Consider the following 16,280-nt stretch of genomic DNA (forward strand, 5'->3'; position numbering starts at 1 on the left):
TTAGGTATGGAATTGGACAGCAGAGCCCTGTCGGTCACCAAATTCTGGCGCGATGCCGGCGAGGATGCCTGGTTCGAGAAGAACGAAGCATTCGATGCCGAATTCCGCGACCGCTTTCTCGACCTGCACTACGCCGCCGCGCGGCGTGAATGCGACGACTGGCTGGAACATGCCGAAGGCGCGCTGGCGCTGATGATCCTGCTCGACCAGTTTCCGCGGAACTGCTTTCGCGGCACCGGCCATATGTACGCGACCGATCCGCTCGCCAGATATTTCGCAGAGAAGGCGATCGCGGCTGGTCATGACCTGGCACTCGAGGAAGAACTCCGCGTTTTCCTCTACCTGCCTTATGAGCATTCGGAGCTACTGGCCGACCAGGATATTTCGGTCGAGCTGACGGAGGCCAGAGCCGAGCCCTATCTGAAGTATGCTGTCGAACATCGTGATATCATTGAGCAATTCGGCCGTTTTCCGCATCGAAACAAGATGCTTGGCCGCGAAACCACCTCGCAGGAGCAGACGTTCCTGGATGGTGGCGGCTTCTCGGGTTAGAGGCCTCGCTGCGCCGTTTGCAGGCCGGTATCACCTGAATATCAACGCACCTAGGCCAGCCACCAATCCCGGCCGGACGACAATCGCTCGATGCCTGAGGTATCGACGGCGACCAGGCGATCGGTGATGCTGCGACCGCTGACAACCAGGCCGGGCGCGATCTCGGCCAGCGGCGCCAGCACGAAGGCGCGCTCCAGCATGCGCGGATGCGGCACCTCCAGCCCGGTCTCGTGGATGACGCGGTCGCCGAACACCAGAATGTCGATGTCGATCAGCCGCGGCCCCCACCGCTCCTCGCGCACCCGCTTCAGCTTGCGCTCCGCATCGAGGCAGAGGTCGAGCAAGGCACGCGGTGCAAGCACGGTGGAAATTTCGGCGGCCGCATTGAGAAAATCCGGCTGATCGAGCTTGCCCCAGGGCGGTGTGCGATAAAGCGAGGAGACGCCGGTGACACGCGTATCCGCGTCGGCATCCAGCATGCGCAGCGCCGCGCTCATGGATTTCGCCGGATCGCCAAGATTGCCGCCAAGGCTGAGATAAACGGTACTATTCGGGCCAGACAACGGTCACCTCGACATAATCGAGCACGCCGGGCACTGGTGCGTTCGGCTTGCGCACCGTGATCTCGGCTTTCTTTATCTGCGGAAAACGCGCCGTCAGCGCACGGGCCACTTCGAGCGCCAGCGACTCGATCAGAAAACGGCGCTGCCCGGTGATGATCTTTTCAATGACGCTGAATGCAACGCCGTAGTGGACTGTATCCTCGATCGAATCTTCGGCAAGCGCCCGGCCTGGATCAACGGTCAGAACGGCATCGACATAGAAGCGCTGGCCGAGCCGTTCCTCCTCGTCCAGCACGCCGTGCCGGGCAAAGAAAGCGCAGTTCTTCATGCGGATGACATACATCGGTCAGTTTCTCGCCCGGTCGGTTTGACGCGCCAGCATAGCATCGGCGAGCGCCAATGCGTCCACGTTGAATGCGACATCGTGGACGCGAAACAGATCGGCGCCCTGGAGCCTCAAAATGACGCTGGTCGCCGCTGTTCCGACCCCTCTGTCGGCGGCATCACGGCCGGTGACCGTGCCGATGAAGCGTTTTCGCGACGTGCCGGCCATCAGCGGCAGGCCGAGTGCATGCAATTCCGAAAAGCGTGCCATCAGGTCGAGATTTTCCTCCGCCGTCTCCTTGGCGAATCCGAAACCGGGATCGAGCACGATGTGATCATCGGCGATGCCGGTCTGGCGGGCGATTTCCAGCGACCTTCGCAGGAATGCCAACTGATCGGCAATCGCGTCCGGCAGCTTCTGGCGATCCCGCCCGGTATGCATGATGACAAGCCCGGCACCGGTATCGGCGGCGACACGAGCAATATCGGGCTCGCGCTGCAAACCCCAGACATCGTTGACGATATGCGCGCCGGCGGCGACCGCCAGCCGCGCCGTGTCGGCGCGATAGGTATCGACCGAAATCAGCACCTCGTTCACGCCCGCCAGCGCTTCGATCACCGGCAGGATGCGGGCCTGTTCCTGGCTGGCCGATACCGCGGCAGCACCTGGGCGCGTCGATTCTCCCCCGACATCGACAACCAGTGCCCCTTCCCCGATCATGCGGCGTGCCTGGGCCAGCGCCTTTTCAGGGGCGTCGAACTGGCCGCCGTCGGAAAAGCTGTCGGGCGTGACATTGAGGATGCCGACGACCACGGCCTTGCCGCCAAGGTCGAGATGGCGTCCATGCGCCAACTGCCATCGCCTGGCCGTCATTGCTCATCGACCATGGAGTTCATCAATCATGTGTGATCCCTGGCGGATCAATTTCATTGCGCCGGCAACGGCCGTAAAGCAAGGTGGTCGAAGAGGCAACATGATGAAACGATCCATACTTGGCATGAAAAAACAGTCCTTGGGCGTGAAACAATCCTTGGCTTGCGCGCTGCTGCTCGCCATAACGCCGCACCCGGCGGCGGCGGCCAATCTCGTCAAGACGTACAGCTATTTCGCCATTGGCGGCAGCACGCTCGATGACATCGAGGCACAACTCTCCAAACGCGGGCCGGAGGTGAAAAGCACCGGCACGCGGCACCCGGGCGCCACGCAAATGGCGTTCACCACCCGCATCAGCTATGCGCAGACACCGAGTTCCTGCCGGATTGCCGACGCGGTGGTGACCGTCAAGGTGAAGGTGATCCTTCCCGAGTGGCGCCGGCCGCGCAAGGCCGATGCCGATGTCAGGCTGTTCTGGGATACGCTGTCGGCCGACATCAAGCGCCATGAGGAGCGCCATGTCGAAATCGCCAAGAACCATGGCGGCGAACTCGAAGAGGCCTTGAAAGCCACCTACCCGCAAAAGAACTGCGACGCCGCCAAGGCCAAGGCGGCCGCGATCACCGCGGCTGTTCTGGCCAGGCACGACCGCGCCCAGCTTCAGTTCGACCGCGTCGAAAGCGTCAATTTCGAAAGCCGCATCTTGCGGCTGCTGCGCTACCGCATGGAGCGCATCGGCAACGGACGACTGCCGCCGGCCTGAACGCACCCGAACTGAAAGCCAAATTCACCGAAGCGTAGTGCCAGATTCGAAAAACTTTCGAGCCGCCGTCGAAACCGGCCTATATGGGACGACATATCAGGCTCGCCAGACGAGCTTAAAACACCAATGCGATCCAAACGGTCATGAAGCCGGAGCGGCTGAACAGCGCCGGTCAAATCGCAAGCTTATGGATGAACGATCATGGACCAGGCTGTCGATGAGAAAACGATGGCGGAAACCGGCACGCCGATAACAGAGCGCGAAAAGAACGCCATCATCGGCGGCGTGCTGTTGTCGATGCTGTTGGCGGCACTCGATCAGACCATTGTCGCGCCGGCCATGCCGACCATCGGGCATGCGCTCGGAAACGCACACTATCTGCCATGGATCGTCACCGGTTATCTCCTGACCGCTACCGCGGTGGCTCCGCTCTACGGCAAGATTTCCGACGTCTACGGCCGCCGGCCGACCGTCTATGCCGCGATCCTGATCTTTTTGGCGGGATCGGTGGTCAGTGCGATGGCTCCCAACATGTTTGTGCTGGTTGTCGGGCGGGCGATCCAGGGCGCCGGTGGCGGCGGCTTGTTCGCTTTGACGCAGACCGTCGTCGGGGATCTCGTGCCGCCGCGCGAGCGGGCACGCTATGCCGCCTGGTTCTCCGGCACATGGGCTGTCGCCAGCGTTGCCGGTCCGTTGCTCGGCGGCACTTTCGCAGAGCACCTGCACTGGTCACTGATCTTCTGGATCAACATTCCGCTTGGTTTTCTTGCGATGGCGATCATCAACAAGCCGCTCAAGAAACTGCCCATTGCCGCAAAGCGCCATCGCATCGACGGCCTGGGCGCGCTGCTTCTGATAATTGCCACGGCGCTGCTGCTGCTCGCCTTGAACTGGGGCGGCAGCGCCTATCCCTGGACTTCGCTTGAAGTCATCGGCGTTCTCTGCGGTTCGGCGATTTTCTGGAGCGCTTTTGCCTTGCGGCTCATGCGCGCCGCCGAGCCGCTCATCTCACTCGAAGTGCTTGGCAATCCAATCGTTCTGGCGGGCACGCTTTCGATGTTCCTGCTTCAGGCCGCAAGCGTCGGCATGGCTGTGTACCTGCCCGTCTATCTTCAGGCGGTGCTCGGCTTGTCGGCAGCGGAGTCGGGCATCGCGATGCTTGGGCTTCTGCTGGGGACCGTCGGCGGCGCGGCATTCAGCGGGCGTATGATCCCGCATTTCACCCACTACAAGCGCATTGCGATGGTGGGCGTCGTCTTCAGCATGCTGTGCCTCTGCCTGCTGGCCGTCGTCGCAGGATATGCAACGCTGCTGGAGGTCGAGGTCTTGACGATTTGCATCGGGTTTGGAACCGGAACGACGTTTCCGGTCACCACCGTGTCGGTCCAGAACGCCGTCGATCGCGTGCATCTCGGCGTCGCGACGGGCGTGCTGACATTCCTGCGTTCGCTTGGCAGTGCGCTTGGGGTCGCCATGCTCGGCGCGGTCGCTCTGGGCTACGGCTTGCCGCTTGCCGGTGAAGGCGTGCGGATCGCTGGCCATAGCGCGACGGTCGAGCCGTTCGTGATGATCTTTGCCGTCGCCGCCGCCACATTGCTGCTGGGGCTGATCACGCTGACGCTGATGCCCGAAAAGGAGCTTCGCGGCTACGCCGACAATGCGGCGCCGATGCTGGCCGAGTAAAGTTCAGCCGGAGACGCCGAGCTTCTTCTGCAGGCTGGTCGATGAGGTCGTGTACTGGAAAACGATGCGCTCGCCGGGGCTGATGATGCGCTTGGCGGCCTGCGCCATTAGCGCCACTTCGTGGAAACCCGACAGGATCAGCTTCAGCTTGCCCGGATACCAGTTGATGTCGCCGACCGCGAAGATGCCGGGCACCGATGTCTGGAATTTTTCGGTATCGACCGGAATGAGGTTCTCGTGAAGGTTGAGACCCCACTCCGCGATCGGTCCGAGCTTCATGGTCAGGCCGAAGAACGGCAGCATGCGCGTGCAAGGCACCTCGACGTCGCCATCCGGTCCCTTGATGGTGGCCGATGACAACTGGCCGTCGGCACCGGTCAATCCGGTCACCTGGCCGACCTGGAATTCGAGCTGCTTCATCTCCTGCATGGCATACATCTTGTTGACGCTGTCGGGAGCGGCGCGGAACTCAGGCCGCCGGTGCACCAGCGTCACGCTCTTTGCCACCGGCTGCAGGTTCAGCGTCCAGTCGAGCGCCGAGTCGCCGCCGCCGACAATGACGAGGTCGTGGCCGCGAAAATCCTCCATCCGGCGCACCGAATAGAAGACGCTCTTGTCTTCATAGGGCTCGATGCCGGGGATCGGCGGACGCTTGGGCTGGAAGGAGCCGCCGCCGGCGGCAATCACCACCACCTTGGCCTCGAACACCTCGTTTTCGTCGGTGGTGACGCGAAAACTGCCGTCCTCCAGTTTTTCCAGGCTGGAAACCATTCGGTTGTAGCTGAAATCGGGCTTGAACGGCGCGATCTGCTCGAGCAATTTGTCGACCAGCCCCTGCGCCGAGATCGAAGGCCAGCCTGGAATGTCGTAGATCGGCTTTTCCGGATAGAGTTCGGCGCATTGGCCGCCCGGCCGATCGAGAATGTCGATCAGGTGGCACTTCATGTCGAACAGGCCGAGCTCGAACACGGCAAACAGGCCAACCGGCCCTGCCCCGACAATAAGCACGTCTGTCCTGGTGATGTCGGTCATGCCTGTGCCTCGCTGCGCATGACCCCGAAAATCGGATCGATTTTCGGAAAGGATCACGCGCAAATAAAAGTGCTACAGCGTCCTTTGCGCGTCCAAGAGGACGCGCGGCGCTGTGGTGAAACAGCAGGACACTGCATGACCATCGCCCCGCTGCCAAGCCACAGCGGGAAAAATCAGTTGGCAAAAAGGTTGCGCTTATCCCTGGCGGGCAGGCACCCGCACGACCAAGCCGTCAAGCGCATCGCGGACCTTGATCTGGCATGACAGGCGCGAGTTGGGCTGGACGTCGTAGGCGAAGTCCAGCATGTCCTCTTCCATCGCTTCCGGCTCGCCGACTTCAGCCGTCCAGGCTTCGTCGACATAGACGTGACAGGTGGCACAGGCGCAGGCACCGCCGCATTCGGCTTCGATCCCGGGCACGGCGTTGCGGATCGCGTTCTCCATGACCGTAGAGCCGTTCTCGGCGTCCATGTCGAAATGCGTGCCGTCATGGGCAATGAAAGTCAGCTTGGTCATTTGTCACCTGAAGGGAGTTGCAGCCGAGATAATCACTCCGGCTGACAAGTCAACTGCCGCATGAAAGCGCCGCCCGATGACGTTTTTCCGCAAATCGGATTCGGCGCGGATTCAGCGGTTGATGGCGGCGATGAAATCGCGCACTTCGTCGATCAGCGTACCAAGCCGCTTGAGCGTCTGGCCGTCTTCCGGCCGGTGCTCGATCTCGGTGGCGCAATCGGCGATGGCAAAGGCGCCCACGCCCCGTGCCGAACCCTTTAATCCATGGGCGAGCAGAAGCCGGTCCTTGATATCGGCGTCGACTATTCTGTCGCGCACGGACAGCGCCTGCTGTACAAATAGCGCCAGAACCTCTTGCTCAAGGCTGCGGTCACCCATTGTCTGGCGGGCAAGGTGTGCCAAATCGACCGGCCGTGACCGTCTTGGTCCGGATACATCTCCCCCGGGCATTGAGAAGGCGATGCCGCTTTCGCCACGCATGAACTCGAACTCCGTTTCTTCGACTCGCCCAAAAACCTAGGCGAATCCAATGGACAACGGGTTAATGAATGGCCCGGAAAAATGTTGCCAAAGCGGCGTCCAAATCACAGTTCCGTTAACCTTATATTTAAAGTTTTACGTATCCCGCGGAATGCATGTTTTCTTTACCCCCCTGTGTCATTACGATACGAGGGGTCCATTTTCAGCCTCCTGCGCGGGGCAAGACAAACAGAATTATAAGCCCGCGGCAGCTAGTACAGGGTAGCGAAGGCATGGCAAAGAAACCGACGACGAGAACTCTCGACAGCGAAGTGGCCAGGGAACTGGAAAAGGCGCTCGATCTCGACCTCAGCAATGAGATCGGCAGCGGCGACCTCGATATCGCGGCTTCGATGGAGGATCTTGAAGCGCAGATATCCCAGGCGGCCGACGAGCTGGCGCGCGAGGGACGCAATCATAAGCCGGAACAGAACCCGGAGCCGGTGGTCAACCAAAACCACGCCGCGAAACCCGCGCCCAAGGCCAAACCTGCCGAATTGCGCCCCGTGGAACCGCGCAATGGCGCCCAGCCCGCAGGTTTCGCGCCGGCCAATGACGATCGCCAGAAGGATTACAAGACGCTCCTGCACAGCCTCAACAGGCGTGCCTCGAACACCATTTACTGGGTCGTCGCCTTCGTTTCGCTCGCCTGGTTCGCCGGTGCCGGTGGTTTGGCCAATCTGCTTTTCGGACCGAGCATCTGGAGAATCCGTACGCTCGACCAGTTCCTTGCCCGTCCGGAACTGATCGGCCTCGCCGTCGCGGCCATCGTGCCCGTCATCCTGTTCTGGGCCTTCGCCGCCATGATTCGCCGCGCCCAGGAAATGCGCATCGCCGCACAGTCGATGACCGAAGTGGCCTTCCGCCTGACCGAGCCGGAAAACCTTGCCCAGGATCGCGTCATGATGATCGGCCAGGCCGTTCGTCGCGAGGTCGCGGCGATGGGCGAAGGCATCGAACGCACGCTTGCCCGCGCCGTCGAACTGGAAACGCTTGTCCACAGCGAAGTCAACCAGATCGAACGCTCCTATTCCGAGAATGAATCCCGCATCCGCTCGCTGGTCGACGGGCTCGGCAGCGAGCGCGAAGCCGTCGTCACCCATGCCGAGCGCGTCCGCGCCTCGATTACCGGTGCGCATGAGACGCTGAAGGACGAGATCGGCGCGGCTTCCGACATCATTCGCGACTCGATCCTCAATGCATCGACCAAATTGTCGATGACGATCACCAATTCCGGCGACACGCTGATCGACCGCATCAACGAAAGCTCGATGTCGATCTTCGATTCCGTCGAAGGCCGGCTCGATTCGATCACCGACCGTCTGTCGACCTCGGGCGAGGCCTTCGCCAGCCTTCTCGACACCCGCATTGCCAAGCTGACGGACACCACGGACGGACTGACGCGGTCGTTGACCGATCTGCTCGACGATCGCACCACCGGCATGGTGTCGCTGCTTGGCGGCGCCGCGCGCACCCTCAATTCCGAATTCGAGGCCAGCCTCAACGGCATCGAGCGGACGCTCGCCGAACGCGGCCAGGCGCTGATCAGCGAGTTCCAGACCCGCGCCGAGGCGCTCGACACCGGAACGCAGAAGCTCAATGCGGCACTCGAGGCCCGCGCCCGCCAGATCAATGAAACGCTGGTCGAGCGCGCCCGCGAAATCGCGCACACCTTCGCCGAGAGCAAGGACACGCTGTCGGCGATGATCGATCAGGGCAAGACCCAGATCGGCGCCGACATGGCCGACATCGTCACTTCGACCTCCTCTATGCTCGAAGCCCGCGCCAGCGACTTCGCCGGACGCATGGAAGCCGCCCGTCACGTCGTGTCGCGTTCGTTCGACAGTGACATCCAGCGGCTCGCCGACGCCCGCGTCGGCATCGAGGAAGCTGTCGAGAACCACAGCAGGAAACTGTCCGAAAGCCGCGAGCGCATGGCCGCGGCCATGGAGGCCGACCTGGCGAAGTTCGCCGAGGGCCGCGCCGGCATCGATGCGGCAGTAACCAACCAGGTGCAGAAGCTGGCCGAAGGCCGCAGCCTGATCTCGCGCGCTCTCGAAGAGGATCTGCGCAAGGTCAATGAATCGCGGGCGGCCATCGATGCATCGCTCGGCAGCCATCTCGAAAGGCTGGAAGAAGGTCGCAACAGGCTCTCTATTGCCTTGAATGAAGACTCCGGGAAGCTGGTGCAAGCTCGTACGATCATTGATGAAATGGTCGCCGGACATGTCGGAAAACTCGCCGAGGGCCGCAACATTCTGTCGCGCGCTTTGGAAGCCGATCTCGGAAAACTGTCCGACAGCCGGGCCGACATCGACGGTCTGGTCGCCGGTCAGGTGGAAAAAATCGCCGAAGGCCGCGCCGTGCTCGCCAAGGCGTTGGAAAACGACATCGTCGGCATCAAGAGCCTCATCGAAACCCATTCCGCCAAACTGGCGGAAGACCGCACGCAGCTTTCCCATTCGCTCGACAATGATCTGTCCGGCATACGCGGCCTGATCGAAAGCCATTCGGGACGGTTGGCCGAGGACCGCAGCCTGCTGTCGCAGACCCTTGAAGCCGACCTTGCCAAGCTGGCCGAAAGCCGTTCGAGCATCGACGGTCTGGTCGCCGGTCAGGTCGAGAAGCTGGCGGAAGGCCGCGACATTCTCAAGCGCGCGCTGGAATCCGACCTGAACACGATCAAGGGCGTTATCTCAAGCCAGTCGGAAAAGCTGGCCGAGGATCGCGGTCAGCTTTCCCGGGTCCTGGAAGCCGACCTGCAGAATGTGAACAGCGTCATCGCCGATCACATGAACAAGCTTGTCCAAGACCGCTCCGCCCTGTCCAGGGCCCTTGAGGACGACCTCGCCAAGCTGGCCGACAGCCGTTCCAGCATCGACGGGTTGGTTGCGGGTCAGGTCGAGAAGTTGTCCGAGGGCCGAGATATCCTGCGGCGCGCTCTGGAATCCGACCTCAACGCGATCAAGGGGACCATTGCCGACCAGTCGCAGAAACTGGTCGATGACCGGGCACAGTTCGCCCGGGCACTCGAGGCTGACCTCGAAAGCGTCAATGGCTTGGTCAACAGCCATTCCGAAAGGCTCGTCCAGGATCGTTCGACGCTGTCGAAAGCGCTTGAAGCCGACCTCGAAAACGTCGGTGGCCTCGTCAACAGCCACGCGGAAAGGCTTGTCCAGGAGCGCTCGACCCTGTCCAAGGCGCTCGAGGACGATCTTGCCAAACTGGCCGAGAGCCGCTCAAGCATCGACGGTCTGGTCGCCGGCCAGGTCGAGAAACTCGCCGAAGGTCGCGATGTTCTCAAGCGCGCGCTGGAAGCCGATCTCGCCAAGCTGGCCGAAAGCCGCTCCAGCATCGACGGTCTGGTTGCCGGCCAGGTCGAGAAGCTGGCCGAGGGCCGCGACATTCTCAAACGCGCCCTCGAAGCCGACCTGCAGAAGCTGACCGAAAGCCGCAGCGACATCGACGACGTCATCGCCGGACATGTCGGCAAGCTGTCCGAAGGCCGCAATATGCTGACCCGCGCGCTGGAAGACGATCTCGGCAAGCTCGCCGAGACCCGCAAGGACGTTGACCGCTCGCTGTCGGGCCATATCGACCAGATCGCTGCCAGAAGCACCGGCATTTCCGACGCGATCGCTGCCGATGTCGAGAAGATCGAGCAGGCGTTCAGTCGCCAGACCGGCATCATCGAGGAGCGCGCCGGCACCATGGAACGTGCGCTCTCGACAGGCGTCGACAACGTCCGCGCCGTGCTCGAGAAGAGCGCCGTGTTTGTCGCCGGCGCCCTGCGCGAAAAGGTGCTGGAAGTCACCAGCACCCTGCACGAGCAGGCCGGTGCCGCGTTCAGCGACGCCGACCGCAAGATCGCCGAGCGCGCCGAGCAGACCTCCGCCGCCCTGCTGGCGCGGGCCGAAGACATCGCCCGCACCTTCGAGGAGGCCGACCGTCGCCTGCACGCCCGTGCAGAAGATACGTCGAACGCCTTGCTTGCCCGCGCGGACGACACGTCCAGCTCGCTGCTGGCCCGTGCCCATGAAACCGCCGATCAGCTGGCCGCTCGCGCAAATCAGATCGCCGGCACCTTCGAAGCGGCAGACCAGAAGCTCGCCGCCCGCGCCCAGGAAACCGCAGATCAGCTGACCGCCCGGGCTCAGGACACCGCCGACCATCTGGCAGCTCGTGCAAGCGAAATTGCTGGCACGTTCGATGCCGCCGACCAGAAGCTGGTCGCCCGCGCCATCGAAACGGCCCAGTCGCTGGCCGCGCGCGCCGGCGACATCCTGCGCAACTTCGAAGGCGCCGACCAGCGGCTCGGCATGCGGATTGGCGAATCGGCCGAAGCGCTTGCCGCACGCGCATCGGACCTTGGCCGCATCTTCGATGCCGCCGACCAGCAGCTCGTCTCGCGCATCGCCGAGGGTTCGGAAGCGCTGTCGAGCCGCGCCTCGGAAATCGGCCGTATCTTCGACGACGCGGATCAGCGGCTGGTGTCGCGCATCGCCAGCAGCACCACCACGATCGGCGAGCATGCCGAGACGATCGTCGGTGCCTTTGCCGATACCGAGCAACGGGTTGCCGAACGCGCAAGGCGGACCGGCCAGGAAATGGCCGTGCATGCCCGCGAAATCGAGCAGGCGCTTGCCGGCGCCGACGAGCGTCTCGCCTCGAGCGCGGCGGCCGCGGCAGCCCGTGTCGAAGAGCAGATCTCGGGCGTCGAGAACCGCCTCGCCTTTACGGCCGAGACGATGGGCCAGAAGCTCAACGAGCAGGTGTCGAACGCCGAGGCGCAACTCGTCTCGCGCGCCAATGTGATCGCCGAGACCTTCACCGCGGTTGGCCAGCATATCGGCCAGAGCACCAACGATGCCGCCAAGACGATCGGCGCCAACACCCGCGAACTCAACACCATGCTCGCGGCGCGTTCGGCCGAAATGTCGAAGATCCTCGACGAAACCGCACGGCCTTTGGTCGAGCGCTTCGCCCAGGGCGGCTCGGACCTGCAAAAGAGCATGGAAGAGGTCACAGAACGCGCCACCGAGAAGCTGCGCAGCGAGAATGCCGCACTTGTCGACGCGCTCGCCAACCGCACCGCCGAAACCTTGTCGGCGGTCGAGGGCGCCCGCTCGTCGCTGTCCGACAGCGTCGCCGACCTCATCGGCCGGATGACCAAGTCCAGTTCGCAGCTCGGTCAGTTGATCGAGCAGGCCGCGGTCAATCTCGGCCAGGTCGATGAACGCCTGAGCGGCAGCACGCAAAGCTTCGCCGCCACCACCGAGAAGGCCGCGCAGACCTTTGCCAGCTCGGCACGTCTGGTCGATTCGAACACGACAAGGCTGACGGAACTGTCGTCGTCCACCTTGCGCGAGGTCGCGTCGATTGCCACCAAGTTCGACGAGCACAGCCGCCTGCTGTCCAGTGCTTCGGACCTGTTGAGCTCGGCCCAGAGCAACCTCGAGCACACGCTCGAACGGCAGTCGTCGCTCGAAGACCTCGCCGTCGGCCTGGTCAAGAAGTCGGAAGATCTCGAAAGGGTCATGCGCTCGTTCGAAAATCTCGTCGGCCAGACGCTGCAGAACGCCGAAGGCAAGACGATGGAGTCGGCCGACAAGATCCGCAACGCCATCACCGACGTCGTCGACTCGGCAACCAAGCGCTTTGCCGATGCGACCGAGGAGATGCGGCGCACCGCGGGTTCGATCAAGAGCGAGCTCGACCTGACCCGCGCCGAGCTCAAGAAGGGCGTCATCGAAATGCCGGAAGAGGCCAAGGAATCGACTTCGGCCATCCGCCGCGCCGTTTCCGAGCAGATCAACGCCCTGAAGGAGCTTTCGGACATCGTGGCCAAGTCCGGCCGCGGCGGTGAAGGGTCCGAGCCACGCAACCTGCGTCCGGCGCCGCAAGCGCCGGCCGCACGCGCTGCCGAGCCGCCGCGCCGAGCACCGGCACCGCAGCCGGACCTGCGCACGCCTCAGGCGCCCTTGGGCGGCCCTGCATTGCGCGGCACGCTCGACCTTGACCGTCCGACCGAGGCGGCACCGCGTCCGCGCGGCGATGCCAGCGCCCGCACGCCGCAGGGTGGCTGGGTACGCGATCTGCTGACCGCGGCATCGAACGAGGAGGACCTCAGGTCGGCAGCTCCCCCAGCGGCTGCGGAAGCGCCCCGCGCTACGCCTGCCCAGCGCTCGCCCCTGCATGTCGTCGAATCGCTGAACTCGCTCTCCGTCGATATCGCGCGGGCCATCGACCACGATGCCTCGATCGAGCTGTGGAACCGCTACCGGCGCGGCGAGCGTGACGTGTTCACAAGGCGGCTCTACACGCTGAAGGGTCAGCAGACGTTCGACGAGATCCGTCGCAAGTATCAGGCCGAGGCCGAGTTCCGCGCCGCCGTCGACCGCTACTGCGACGATTTCGAGAAGCTGCTCAAGGATGTCTCGCGCAACGACCGCGACAACATCATGGCGCAGACCTACCTGACGTCGGACACCGGCAAGGTCTACACCATGCTGGCGCATGCGAGCGGCCGCCTGCACTAAGACGGGAATTGAACAGGCGGGCCATGGTCCGCCTGTGCCAGCTCTAACGTCCGGCACGCGTTGAACCTGCCCGCAACAGGTCTTGTGAGACTATCGATGCCTTCGGAATCCGCCCTAAGTCGATCTCCCGACAGCGCTATAATTCATCCACAGTACCGCTGCCCTGACGCTCGCAGGGTGTGATCGTGAAGACGGCAATCATATTCGACTGCGAGTTTCTTTGCCTGGAGGGCTCGCAACGCAGATTCTGGTGCGCGGCCTACGATCCCGACCCGGTGATCGCACAGATCGGCGCCGTCAGGCTTGGACTTGAAGGCGACTTCCCCCTGCTCGGAACACACAAGGCCTATATCAGACCGGTCGACCGGTTTGGTCAGAGATACGCCCTGGACCCATTCTTCACCAAACTGACCGGCATCACCGAGGAAGATTTGGAGACAAAAGGGGTGGCACTAGGGGATGCCCTCGCCGACATCGATCGTTTTTCCGAAGGGGCGCGATTCTGGTCCTGGGGCAAGGACGAATTGAACATGATCGCCATCAGCTGCTATATCGCGGGCATTCAGCCTTCGATCCCGGCCACCCGGTTTGACAACGCCGTCAAGCTGCTGATCGCAGCCGGAATGCCGATCGAGGATCTGGCGAGAACGCCGAGCAACAAGCTTGCGGATTACTACGGCGTCAAGCACCCGCCATTGCAGGGGCACGATGCGCTCGATGACGCGCTGTCCGTGACCTACACCCTGCAGCACCTGATGAAGACCGGAAAGCTCCGGCCGGAGATCTTCGACCACTTGTAGGTAGAGAAGCCTGGTGGGATGAAGCCTGGTGGGATTCCGGCGCGCGTCGCGCTCAGATCACCGAATCCGTCCAGCGCACGATCTGCCCGGCGGCGTCGCCGAACGCCTTGTCGAGTGCGCTGACATAAGCAGGATTGCCGCTGCCCGAGACGGGTGCGGCTGCGGTGAAGCTCTTGGAAGCACGGACCTCGCCGTTGCGATCGTTCAGGATCCGCACGAACAGATCGACCTCGGCATGTTCGCCGCCGTCGACCCGAACCTCGAATGAGCGGATCTCGACGATCACCTGATAGTCGATCGCCAGGCCCTCGCCCGGCTTGCCGACGCCGGCAAAGCTGCCCGAGCGCTGGAAGGTCTCGGCCAGCCGCGCCTGCACGATCAGCGGCAGCCGGTCGGCCCATTGCGCGCCCTTGAGATACTGGATCGAACGATCCGACGGTTTGATGACGATGTTCTGGCTGTCCAGCGCCTTGAGCGCCGACGGCTGCGCGATCAGGATCTGGCGGCGGCTGTGGCCATGCGCGTCGACCGACGGCGCCGACAGCTCGAACGTATCGAGCGGCGCGGGCTTGCCGCCCAACGCCGCACAGCCGGCCAGCGTCAAAGCAAGCAGTGCCGCAGCCGATGTCAACCCGCCCGTTTTCACCCACACAGACTTCACGCGCGATCCCCGTTGTCCCCGGATCGTAAGATCGACCCGCTTTCGCGGCTCATGTTTCTGGGGCGCGCCGACGCCGAAGTCAACGCCGCGCCCTGCCATCGAATTGCCGAACCTCGCCGTCGCCACCCGACAGGATGCGCTGCGGATTGCGGCTGAGATCGGTTACCGCCTCCTCGATGCGGCTGATCGAACGGCGGCTGTCCTGCACCAGCGCTTCGACGTTCGAAAGCCCCTGGCCCGAGAATCGCGCCAGATTGTCGGTGATGACGCCAAGGCGCGAATTCAGCGTGTCGGCAACCTGCTTGAACGACTTCAGCGTCGCCCTCGCATCCGCCATCACGCCGTCGGCCTGCCCCGACCCGAGCAAGGTATCGACCTTGGCTAGAATGCCATCGACCCGCACCGAGGCATCGTTGAGCCGTTGCGCGAGCTGCTTTGCGTCCTTGATCGTCTGGTCGATGTCGTCGGCCCGGTTGGCGAACTTGTGGGTCACCTCCGCGATGTCGGCGGCGGCCTTGTCGGCGCTCTCGCTGGCCTTTTGGATGTTGGCGAGCGCCGAGCGCACTTGTGCGGGATCGATACCGTCGAGCACGTTGTCGACCTTGGCCAGCGTGCCTTGCGTCCGTTTGGCGAAGTCGTTGACCGACCCCACGGCTGTATCGACGTTCTTGATCACGCCGTCGAGCTGCTTCGACGTCTGCTTGAGGTTACCGGTTACTGCGTCGACATTGGCGACGATGCTCTTGATCTTGTCCTTGTCGACCGCGTTGAGAAGGCCTTCGGCCGCCTTCAGCGTGCCGTCGAGTTTGCCGGAAACGCCTTTCAGCTCATCGGCCAGCGTGCTGGCGGCGGACAGGAACTTGTCGATGCCGTCCGAATTCTTGGCCAGCGCATCGGAGAAGGTCTGGACGTTCTGGACGGTCTGCGTCAGCGGCCCGCGAACGTCCTTAGTGAAGCCTTCGAGCTCGGTCAGCACCTTGTCGGCGCGGGTGAAGATATTCTGCGCCGTCTGCAAGAGGTTGGTCACCGCCGACGGGTTGGCGACGATCTCGGCGACCTTGCCTTCCTTTTCCGCTTGGTCGAGGAGCTTTACCTCCTTGGGATCGGCGCCCTTGAGCTCGATGTTGGCCTGCCCGGTCAGACCGGCAAGCCCGATATCGGCTTGCGTCGATTTGGTGATCGGCGTCATGCGGTCGATCTCGGTATCGGCGATGGCAACAGTCGGATTGTCGACATCGATATAGACGCGCTTGACGTCGCCGACCTTGACGCCGTTGAACAGCACGAAACTTCCGCGGCCAAGCCCGGAGGCCGAGCCCGGAATGCGCACGCGCAGCAACGTCGTCTCGCCCTTGTCGCCGATCGCCGCCGTCCAGTAGACGAAGGCAAACGCCGCCAGGATCGCGGCCAGCGTGAAGATGCCGACAATGACGTAGTTGGCTCTGGTTTCCATT

The 16,280-nt window shown here is 63.0% G+C and carries 13 protein-coding genes; 5 read left to right on the forward strand and 8 right to left on the reverse strand.

The genetic code is table 11. From position 1 onward, the window contains the following. Nucleotides 1-6: 6 nt before the first annotated feature. Complete coding sequence (locus LB559_RS00825; protein ID WP_024503540.1) at nt 7-552, forward strand: DUF924 family protein; 546 nt, start codon at nt 7-9, stop codon at nt 550-552. A gap of 50 nt (nt 553-602) precedes the next feature. Here the strand turns inward: LB559_RS00825 and folK are convergent, their stop codons facing one another. The 3 genes from folK to folP are packed head-to-tail and all read right to left on the reverse strand — an operon-like array spanning nt 603 to nt 2,313. Beyond that, nucleotides 603-1,115 carry a 2-amino-4-hydroxy-6-hydroxymethyldihydropteridine diphosphokinase gene (gene folK / locus LB559_RS00830; RefSeq protein WP_013531872.1) on the reverse strand — a complete coding sequence of 171 codons (513 nt, stop codon included), beginning with the start codon at nt 1,113-1,115 and terminating at the stop codon, nt 603-605. Continuing rightward, nucleotides 1,099-1,458, reverse strand: coding sequence for a dihydroneopterin aldolase (folB, locus tag LB559_RS00835; RefSeq protein ID WP_013531873.1), 360 nt, complete (start codon nt 1,456-1,458; stop codon nt 1,099-1,101). The genes folK and folB overlap by 17 nt, the downstream gene beginning before the upstream one ends. Before the next feature lie 3 nt (nt 1,459-1,461). After that, nucleotides 1,462-2,313, reverse strand: a complete 852-nt coding sequence (gene folP, locus LB559_RS00840) for a dihydropteroate synthase (RefSeq protein WP_013531874.1) — start codon at nt 2,311-2,313, stop codon at nt 1,462-1,464. Nucleotides 2,314-2,437: 124 nt separating this feature from the next. Here folP and LB559_RS00845 point away from each other — a divergent pair, with 124 nt between their 5' ends. Both LB559_RS00845 and LB559_RS00850 read left to right on the forward strand, forming a co-directional pair. Then, nucleotides 2,438-3,076 (forward strand): DUF922 domain-containing Zn-dependent protease, encoded by a 639-nt coding sequence (locus LB559_RS00845; protein WP_164920055.1) that lies wholly within the window; start codon nt 2,438-2,440, stop codon nt 3,074-3,076. A gap of 201 nt (nt 3,077-3,277) precedes the next feature. Further along, nucleotides 3,278-4,759, forward strand: a complete 1,482-nt coding sequence (locus tag LB559_RS00850; RefSeq protein WP_064995821.1) for an MDR family MFS transporter — start codon at nt 3,278-3,280, stop codon at nt 4,757-4,759. A gap of 3 nt (nt 4,760-4,762) precedes the next feature. On the opposite strand, the gene LB559_RS00855 is transcribed toward LB559_RS00850, so the two are convergent. The 3 genes from LB559_RS00855 to LB559_RS00865 form a co-directional block, all read right to left on the reverse strand. Further along, nucleotides 4,763-5,791 carry an NAD(P)/FAD-dependent oxidoreductase gene (locus LB559_RS00855; RefSeq protein ID WP_224672866.1) on the reverse strand — a complete coding sequence of 343 codons (1,029 nt, stop codon included), beginning with the start codon at nt 5,789-5,791 and terminating at the stop codon, nt 4,763-4,765. A gap of 195 nt (nt 5,792-5,986) precedes the next feature. Continuing rightward, nucleotides 5,987-6,307, reverse strand: coding sequence for a 2Fe-2S iron-sulfur cluster-binding protein (locus LB559_RS00860; RefSeq protein ID WP_013531878.1), 321 nt, complete (start codon nt 6,305-6,307; stop codon nt 5,987-5,989). Nucleotides 6,308-6,418: 111 nt separating this feature from the next. Next, complete coding sequence (locus tag LB559_RS00865) at nt 6,419-6,787, reverse strand: Hpt domain-containing protein (protein WP_023813039.1); 369 nt, start codon at nt 6,785-6,787, stop codon at nt 6,419-6,421. Between the two features lie 272 nt (nt 6,788-7,059). Between LB559_RS00865 and LB559_RS00870 the strand changes: the two genes are divergently transcribed. Continuing rightward, nucleotides 7,060-13,365, forward strand: a complete 6,306-nt coding sequence (locus tag LB559_RS00870) for a kinesin (RefSeq protein WP_224672867.1) — start codon at nt 7,060-7,062, stop codon at nt 13,363-13,365. A gap of 185 nt (nt 13,366-13,550) precedes the next feature. After that, nucleotides 13,551-14,165: a 3'-5' exonuclease gene (locus LB559_RS00875; RefSeq protein ID WP_224672868.1), complete on the forward strand. Its 615-nt coding sequence runs from the start codon at nt 13,551-13,553 to the stop codon at nt 14,163-14,165. A 52-nt stretch (nt 14,166-14,217) separates the two neighbouring features. On the opposite strand, the gene LB559_RS00880 is transcribed toward LB559_RS00875, so the two are convergent. Together LB559_RS00880 and LB559_RS00885 are read right to left on the reverse strand one after the other, a co-directional pair. Next, nucleotides 14,218-14,826, reverse strand: coding sequence for an ABC-type transport auxiliary lipoprotein family protein (locus LB559_RS00880; RefSeq protein ID WP_407067818.1), 609 nt, complete (start codon nt 14,824-14,826; stop codon nt 14,218-14,220). Nucleotides 14,827-14,905: 79 nt separating this feature from the next. Beyond that, nucleotides 14,906-16,279, reverse strand: a complete 1,374-nt coding sequence (locus tag LB559_RS00885) for an MCE family protein (protein ID WP_063172061.1) — start codon at nt 16,277-16,279, stop codon at nt 14,906-14,908. Nucleotide 16,280 lies beyond the last annotated feature (1 nt).

Source organism: Mesorhizobium sp. BR1-1-3 (genome assembly GCF_020165455.1).
In the GTDB taxonomy this organism is placed as follows: domain Bacteria; phylum Pseudomonadota; class Alphaproteobacteria; order Rhizobiales; family Rhizobiaceae; genus Mesorhizobium; species Mesorhizobium ciceri.

Bases quoted from the DNA above. Each gene is read 5' to 3' on its own strand.
- LB559_RS00825 (WP_024503540.1), top strand. From the start codon at position 7: ATGGAATTGGACAGCAGAGCCCTGTCGGTCACCAAATTCTGGCGCGAT.
- folB (WP_013531873.1), bottom strand. From the start codon at position 1,458: ATGTATGTCATCCGCATGAAGAACTGCGCTTTCTTTGCCCGGCACGGC.
- folP (WP_013531874.1), bottom strand. From the start codon at position 2,313: ATGACGGCCAGGCGATGGCAGTTGGCGCATGGACGCCATCTCGACCTT.
- LB559_RS00845 (WP_164920055.1), top strand. From the start codon at position 2,438: ATGAAAAAACAGTCCTTGGGCGTGAAACAATCCTTGGCTTGCGCGCTG.
- LB559_RS00850 (WP_064995821.1), top strand. From the start codon at position 3,278: ATGGACCAGGCTGTCGATGAGAAAACGATGGCGGAAACCGGCACGCCG.
- LB559_RS00855 (WP_224672866.1), bottom strand. From the start codon at position 5,791: ATGACCGACATCACCAGGACAGACGTGCTTATTGTCGGGGCAGGGCCG.
- LB559_RS00860 (WP_013531878.1), bottom strand. From the start codon at position 6,307: ATGACCAAGCTGACTTTCATTGCCCATGACGGCACGCATTTCGACATG.
- LB559_RS00865 (WP_023813039.1), bottom strand. From the start codon at position 6,787: ATGCGTGGCGAAAGCGGCATCGCCTTCTCAATGCCCGGGGGAGATGTA.
- LB559_RS00870 (WP_224672867.1), top strand. From the start codon at position 7,060: ATGGCAAAGAAACCGACGACGAGAACTCTCGACAGCGAAGTGGCCAGG.
- LB559_RS00885 (WP_063172061.1), bottom strand. From the start codon at position 16,279: ATGGAAACCAGAGCCAACTACGTCATTGTCGGCATCTTCACGCTGGCC.